The sequence below is a fragment of the Pseudomonas edaphica genome, assembly GCF_005863185.1.
In the GTDB taxonomy this organism is placed as follows: Bacteria; Pseudomonadota; Gammaproteobacteria; order Pseudomonadales; family Pseudomonadaceae; genus Aquipseudomonas; species Aquipseudomonas edaphica.
In genome coordinates this window covers 1-4954 of record NZ_VBVZ01000477.1, presented here as the reverse complement: position 1 = coordinate 4954, position 4954 = coordinate 1, and the positions used below count along the sequence as shown (strand labels likewise).

Below are 4954 nucleotides of genomic sequence, written 5' to 3'. Positions count from 1 at the left end.
ATAGCATCACCTCGGTATGCCTGTTAGACCGAGGTGTCTGCATCGCAGGCAAGCCAGCTCCCACACAAGCTCGCTCCCATATTTTATATCTGAGTCAGCGAACGCCCTCGGACCGTAGCGCTGCTGGCGTGTAGTCCGCCGCCTTGGCCGCGAAGCCGAACACGAAACTGCGCTTTTCCTCATTCTTCATGCCGAGCGCGATGTAGCGCCCGGCAATGATGTCGTACAGGGTTTCCACGGTGTAGGCCGGCACTTGGTGGTCGTAATAGAACTGCGCATGGCCTTCAGCAACGCGCCACAGTTGGCCTCGCCCGTCGTAGTGGTCCACCAGCGCGACCTGCCAGCTGTCTTCGTCGATGTACATGTGGCGCTTGGCGTAGATGTGCCGCTCGCTCGGCTTGACCGTGCCGACCACTTCCCACACGCGGTGCAGCTCGTAGCGGGTGAGGTCCTGGTTGATGTGCCCGGCCTTGATGATGTCGTCGTACTTGAGGGTCGGCGAATCGAGCTTGTAGCTGTTGTAGGGGATGTACATCTCTTTTTTGCCGACCAGTTTCCAGTCGTAGCGGTCGGGCGCGCCGGAGAACATGTCGAAGTTGTCGGTGGTGCGCAGGCCATCGGAGGCGGTGCCCGGGCCGTCATACGAGACTTGCGGTGCACGGCGCACGCGGCGTTGGCCGGCATTGTAGATCCAGGCCAGACGCGGCTCCTTCACCTGGTCGAGGGTTTCATGCACCAGCAGCACGTTGCCCGCCAGGCGTGCGGGCGCCGTGACCGATTGCTTGAAGAAGCTCAGCACGTTGGCCGCCTTGGCCTGGTCGATGTCCGGGATGGCTTGCGGCACCGCCACTTCTTCTTCGAAGCGAATCGGCGTGTAGCTGCCATTCGTTTGCGGGGTGGCCTGGGTGATGATGCGCTTGAGGTTACCGCCGTGATAACGGGTGATGTGGTTCCACAACACTTCCACGCCATTTTTCGGGATCGGGAACGCGTAGTAACGGTTGCCGGTGAAGTTTTCCAGGCCATTACCGTCGTTAATCGCGTGCACGTTCAGCGCGCTGCGCTTGATCGACTCGTAGATATCCGGCGGCAGGTTGACCGTGCGATGGGTCGGGTACACCGGGATCTTGTAGGTCTCGGGGTAACGCTTGAACATCGCCACCTGGCCGTCGGAGAGCTTGTCTTTGTACTTGTCGACCGTGGCGGCAGTGATCACGAACAGCGGTTTTTCATTGGCGAACGGGTCGGCCAGAAAGCCTTTGCTGTCCACCGCGCCAGCGTTTTTCGGGATGCCGCCGGTCCAGGCCGGGATCGAACCGTCGGCGTTGCCGGCTTTTTCGGCGCCGACCGGCGTCAGGGTGGTGCCGAGCTTGGCGGCCTCTTCGGGCGAGACGGCGGCCATGACGTGGGCGGCCAGTACACTCAGGGCCATCACTGCAAATAGCTTACGCATAGGTTGTTGTCCTTCCTTAAACCAAGTCAGAAGTTCACGCCGAAGCTGAGGGCGATAAAGTCGCGGTCGGTGAGGGTGTTGTAGTCACCGCCGAAAAAGTCGGTGTAGCTCAGGCTCGCGGTGTAGGTGTTGCGGTAGTCCGCATCCACGCCGACGCTGATCGCCTTGGCGCCTTCGTTGAAAATGCCGTTGGGGCCGTAGCCGCTGACGTCATGGGACCAGGACAGGTTGGGCTTGAGGTTCACCCCGGCGAACACGTTGTTGTAGTCGAGGATCGCGCGGGCGCGGTAACCCCAGGAGTTCGCGGTGACGAAGCCGTCGGTGTCGCCGCCGAAACCATAGGCGCCATACACCGAATCGCGGCCATAACGCAGTTTGGTCTTGGCTTCCAGCCCGCCGACGTGCACATAGGCCGCCTCGCCCACCAGCGTCAGGCGTTCGGCGCCCAACACCTGGTCGAAGAACTGGGTCATGGTGCTCTGGATCTGGGTGATTTCCTTGCGGCGGTAACCTGAGTTGTCCGAGCCGAACGAACTGCGGATCGGCGAGGCGGTTTGGCCGGCAATCGGGTTGACCAGCGCCAGGGTCAGGTCGGTGGTGTTGAGTTGCACCGGCGCATTCGGCCGGTAGCTGATTTCGCCGGTCCAGGCCGTGCCGGTGGGCAAGGTGGTGGAGAAGCTGGCACCGTACAGGCGGATGTCTTCCGGGTAATCGAGGTAATACTGGCCACGCCCGAGCATGGTGCTCTGGGCCAGGCCCGAACCACTGCCGGGCGCGATGGCGTTGGCAGTGCTGACGATACGGCCGATGGTGGCCAGGTTGGTGTTGGCGGTAATCGTGCCCACCGTTGGCGTGCGGCTGTGGTAGTTCATGAAGTAGAGGCCGTACTCGGTGTCATCGCCCAGCCAGCGCAAGGCCGCACCGAACTGGCCGCCATCGCGCGCTTCGCGGTCGTTGGCGCGCTGCACCACCACGCCTTCGCGCGTCACCTGAAAGCCCTGGCCAAAGGCTGCGGCCACCGGTTGCAACGGCGCAATCGCCGGGCTGCCGACCGTGTAGTTGCCATTGCAGCCGTGAGCCACTACATCGTTACCGAAGAAGGTGCCGCAGTTATCCACCACGGTGTTTTCCCAGTTGAGTTGGTAAAAACCTTCCACCGACAGCTGGTTAGTCAGGCTTTGGGACGCGAACAGCATGTTGACCGGAATCAGGCCTTCCTTGATCTCGGCGCCTGGGCGGCGGAACGCCGAGACGTCGATGGGGTTGATGCTGTTGATCGAGTTACCGATAAACGTACTTTCACCCCAGCTCACCACCTGTTTGCCGACCCGCACGGCGCCCGGCAAATCGCCGATGGAATAGTTGTGGTACACGAAGGCATCCAGCAGCTCGTAGCCGGACGAGCGCGCACCTTCGTCGCGGTGGTTGTTGCTGATTTGCTTGAACTCGCGGTTTTCGTCCTGCAGTTCGAAGTCGTACCAGTACTTGCCGCGCACAAAGATGCCGCTGTCGCCGTACTTAAGCTCCAGGTCGTGAATGCCCTTGAAGATCTTGGAGAAGGTCTCACCCTTCTTGAAGTTCAGCCGCCCGTCATCACCGGTGGACGCCTGCCCCGTGCCGCCGTTGGGAATGCCCACCAGCTTCTTGTCAGCATCGCGCATGCCCCAACTGGCGCCGACCGACAGCGAGGAATCGAATTGCCCTTCGATCTCGCCGATGTTGAATGAAACAGCCTGCGCCTGGGCGCAGAAACCCAGCGCAACCGCCGTGGCCAGCGCCTGTGGCGTGAAGATGGCGCGCATTGTTGTTTTTGTCATGCGTCTTCCCCGGTGAGTGACAGAAGGCCCCACCCTACTGCCGCCCCTCGGGAGCGATAAGCGCACCAAAGGGGTATTCGTGGTGTCGCTCGAAAGGATGAACAGGCGCTCTGGCCGCGGTTTGGGCGCCACCATGGATTAGGCAGATGGCGGATTATCAGGAGGATGGATAGCGCGCTGGCGATAATTACAGAAATTGCAACAGTCCTTGTCCTGAACTGCTATTACTCATTTTGTTACAACCGACTATTCTTAACGCACTTTCAGGGCAGATGGCCCGCTTGGGTAAATCCAGGAAAAGTCTGATTCCAATAGATTGGCCTAATGTTTCAATCTATTACCGCTGTTCACTGACGTTGATTTGTCGCTCCTTGATCCAACGTCTTACTTCGGCCGCTGCGTTTGCAGCGGCCTTTTTTATACCCAAAATAAAACGGGGCGCCTTTAGCGCCCCGTTTTATTCAACTGTGTTCAAGCAACGATCAGAGGCTGAACTTCTGCAAATTTGCCATCATCTCTTTCAACGCTTCGATGTTGTCCTTGGGGTGCGCAGCGCCTTCGAAGTCGCAGATCTGCGCCCAGTGCGCCGCCACATCGTCGGGTGAGAACCCCGCCTCAGGGTCAAACCCCACGCCCAGGCTGCGCTCCCAGCGGGTTTTGCCGATCCAGCCGCCGCCGACTTCAAACAAGCCCGAGGTGTCCTGGCACGCCTCGCTGCCCAGGTACACCACCAACGGGCTGACCAGTTCCGGCTTGAGGCGTTCGAACACCTGTGGCGGGATCAGGCCTTCGGTCATGCGCGTGCCGCCGGTGGGGGCGATGGCATTGACCAGGATGTTGTTCTTGCGCCCTTCCAGCGCCAGGGTGCGGGTCAAACCGTAGAGGCCCAGCTTGGCCATGCCGTAGTTGGACTGGCCGAAGTTGCCATAGATGCCCGAGGTGGACGCGGTAAAGATCACGCGGCCATAACCCTGCTCGCGCATGTGCGGCCAGGCGGCGCGGGTAACTTTGTAGGCACCTTCGACATGCACGCGGTACACCAGGTCCCAGTCACTGTCGTCCATTTTGTGGAAGGTCTTGTCGCGCAGGATGCCGGCGTTGTTGACCACCACGTCGACACGGCCGAACACGTCGAGTGCGTGCTGGACGATCTTGTCCCCCTCGGTTACGGAGTCATGGTTGGCCTCGGCAGTACCGCCCACCTCGCGAATCTCCGCCACTACACGGTCGGCGGCCGAGGCATTCGCGCCTTCGCCCTGGGTCGAGCCGCCGAGGTCGTTGACCAGCACTTTGGCCCCATGCCTGGCAAACAGCAGCGCATGGGCACGGCCCAGCCCGCCGCCGGCACCGGTGACGATCACGACCTTATCCTGGAACTGCACTGACTCACTCATACCGAACTCCGTTGGCGACATTGGCAATGGGTTGAGTGTCACGCACGCAGCCTTTGGTCACAATAAACACGGCCGAGGCTGAATGGTGCTCAATAAGACAGCGCGATGATCAACCGGCTGTTGTGGCGAGGGAGCTTGCTCCCGCTGGGCTGCGCAGCAGCCCGGGATTGGCCTCAGGAGTAGGACACTCGCGGCGCCGGCTGACCGATACGTTCGCGAAACGCCAAATAATGCTTGAGCACCAGCACCGGCGCTTCGATCTGCGGGTAGTGGCCGATATTGGTCAGTAA

3 protein-coding genes and 1 pseudogene are annotated in these 4954 nt (G+C 60.8%); all 4 read right to left on the bottom strand.

Annotated elements, in window-relative coordinates; translation table 11 throughout:
• Window positions 1-94: 94 nt before the first annotated feature.
• Complete coding sequence (locus FEM54_RS24615) at window positions 95-1453, bottom strand: DUF1329 domain-containing protein (protein WP_017135078.1); 1359 nt, start codon at window positions 1451-1453, stop codon at window positions 95-97.
• Between the two features lie 26 nt (window positions 1454-1479).
• Window positions 1480-3270, bottom strand: coding sequence for a DUF1302 domain-containing protein (locus FEM54_RS24610; protein ID WP_099549448.1), 1791 nt, complete (start codon window positions 3268-3270; stop codon window positions 1480-1482).
• A 482-nt stretch (window positions 3271-3752) separates the two neighbouring features.
• On the bottom strand, window positions 3753-4664 hold the full coding sequence (locus FEM54_RS24605; protein WP_138453446.1) for an SDR family oxidoreductase: 912 nt from the start codon (window positions 4662-4664) through the stop codon (window positions 3753-3755).
• 173 nt (window positions 4665-4837) lie between these two features.
• A pseudogene (locus FEM54_RS24600) lies at window positions 4838-4954 on the bottom strand (alpha/beta fold hydrolase); the annotation flags it as partial.